This window comes from uncultured Eudoraea sp. (assembly GCF_947258525.1).
Classification (GTDB): domain Bacteria; phylum Bacteroidota; class Bacteroidia; order Flavobacteriales; family Flavobacteriaceae; genus Eudoraea.
The window spans coordinates 1-2,224 of record NZ_CAMYIP010000136.1; the positions used below are offsets into that span (position 1 = coordinate 1).

The following is a 2,224-nucleotide window of genomic DNA, read 5'->3' on the forward strand; positions in this document are numbered from 1 at the left end:
ACAGCATAGTTAAAGCCGACGTTTTAATTACCGGAAATTTCACGAATTATAGGTTTAGCAAACAAGTTAAGAAATATAAAGCCACTTATTAATGTTATCTGAAATTTAAGGTAAGGATCTCTTAAATGGACCGGCATTTTTTTGGGCTTCATTTCTTTTTTTCTCCACATCTTAAATTTTATATTGGTTATATTGCACTTAACTGCAGCGGAAAACAATCTACAACACAATTCTCCCCGGCAGTCTTACAAAGCGATATTGAATACTAAAAAAACTAACTTTATGAATAGGCCTTCTAACAATGAAACCAGTAATAATAATGAAACCGATCCTTCCGGGAAATATGTGATTTTTCAGCTTGGCTCCTACCCCTGGCAATCATCGGTAGAGGCCACTTCCGGATCCGGAATATTGCACGAGGCACAACATGAGGTTTTTAATACTATGGAAGGGGTAGCCAGCTATTCCATATTTCCTTCCGGATTTGCCCGCCAAAAGAACGAGGACCTGAATAGAAATGATGTCAGAATATACGAAATGGACTCTGAGGTGCCTGAGTATAGTCATCCGCATGGCCACAGATGGTCCGGAGTCAGCGAACAATACGTTGATAAATTCATCTCAGACCATGTAGATCTTGTTTATGACTATATGCTGGAAATAGAAAATACTTTTGAAGCGGGTTCCGAAATCCAGCTTTTTATAGCGCACCACACATGTATAAACTGTATTGTAGCAAAACAAGTAATGGAAAAGAGAGCCGCTAATGGGCTTGCTGTACCACCAATAGTTACCTATTTACATGGCACTGCCATGATAATGATGGTGAATGAATTGCGTGAAACCGCGTTGGTTAATGCAGGTAATTCTGAGGGCCAAATAACATCCATAGATAGAAAATGGCCATCCTCATTTCACAAACAATTGACCGAATTGAAGATTTTTGATGACTGCACCAAACCGGGTAATGTTAATTTGGCCTATGCTATTTCGGAGGAAAACATGGAAGTGTTCTCTGAGTTGTTTCCTCAGTTTGATAAGAGTCGGTTTATTTTAGCAAATCCCGGCTTCAATAGCTGTTTTGTCCCTCGCACAAATATTAAACTCGCAGATGTGTTAAAGGAAGCCCGGCTCAAACACATTGGTTTAACCGAAGAGAAAACCTATGATGTTCGAACAGATTATAAACACATGGTTGTTTTTGTTGGGCAATTTGTAGGCTGGAAACGAATAGACGCGGTACTGCGTGCTGCCAGGATCTGGGAGGCGGAGTTTGGAGATGAGATTCTTACCTTGATCGTGGGGAAACAGAAGAAAGACTACAATATTGAGTTGCAGAACTTAAACGAAAGACTTGGTAACAAGAATACCTGCTTTGTTGGGCCGCTAATGCAACCAGAGTTGGCTAAGTTATTTGCAGCTGCAAATGTTTGCACATTTCCATCAAAAGCAGAACCTTTTGGGATGGTGTTAATTGAAAGCCTTGCCTGTGGAGTTCCGGTAGTAGGGGCCGATTCCGGCGGACCAAGGGATTTTATGACCAGTGATGTTGGATATTTGGTGCCTGAAAATGATGATATAGAAGTGTTCAGTGAGCACCTGGCCAAAGCGGTAATCAAAGCGATCAAAGAAGACTGGAAATCTAAGATGTCTGAAGAATGCATCAAGGTGGCTGCACCTTTTTCCAATTTTAGGAAAACGAAGAAACTTTTGGAAGACACAAGAGAAATGATAGGCTGAAACCCATAATGTCCCTCCTGTTGGTACTTTTATTATCTAAAGGGTCTGAAGAATTTTATCAATTGTTAGTAATTGGCAATAATGAAGGCCGGGAGCATTTTTGAAGACCATTTAAATGGGCTTTAAGCATTGGGGTATGATTTTCTATTTTTTTCGTTTGTAATGACTCTGCGTAATTTGATTCAAATATGTTTTAGTTGTAATTAATTCGAATTTCAGCTTGTTTGGCAGTTCAGAAAACAATGCAGAACCACCACCCAATAATATTGGAATTGTCGTAATTATCATTTCATCAATTAAATCAGCTTTTAGAAAGTTACGTATTGTAGTCCCGCCATCAATGTAAAGACGGTTATATCCTTTTTTATTAATCTGCTCCATAATATCCGTAAGCGTTCCTTTTATTAAAAACGCTTTTCCCACCTGACTTTGCGGTATTTCATTTAAGGTATTACTCAATACGAATACCGGCTTGTCATAAGGC

The 2,224-nt window shown here is 39.2% G+C and carries 2 protein-coding genes; one reads left to right on the top strand and one right to left on the bottom strand.

The window, feature by feature from the left end; genetic code table 11:
• Positions 1-282: 282 nt before the first annotated feature.
• Entirely contained in the window at positions 283-1,740 is a 1,458-nt protein-coding gene (locus tag Q0X89_RS10485) for a glycosyltransferase (RefSeq protein ID WP_297693873.1), read from the top strand.
• A 144-nt stretch (positions 1,741-1,884) separates the two neighbouring features.
• Here the strand turns inward: Q0X89_RS10485 and Q0X89_RS10490 are convergent.
• Positions 1,885-2,224, bottom strand: a 340-nt coding sequence (locus tag Q0X89_RS10490) for a dihydrofolate reductase family protein (RefSeq protein ID WP_297693876.1), incomplete at its 5' end; no start/stop codon positions are given.

Coding starts and splice junctions, on each gene's coding strand:
- Q0X89_RS10485 (WP_297693873.1), top strand. CDS start 283: ATGAATAGGCCTTCTAACAATGAAACCAGTAATAATAATGAAACCGAT.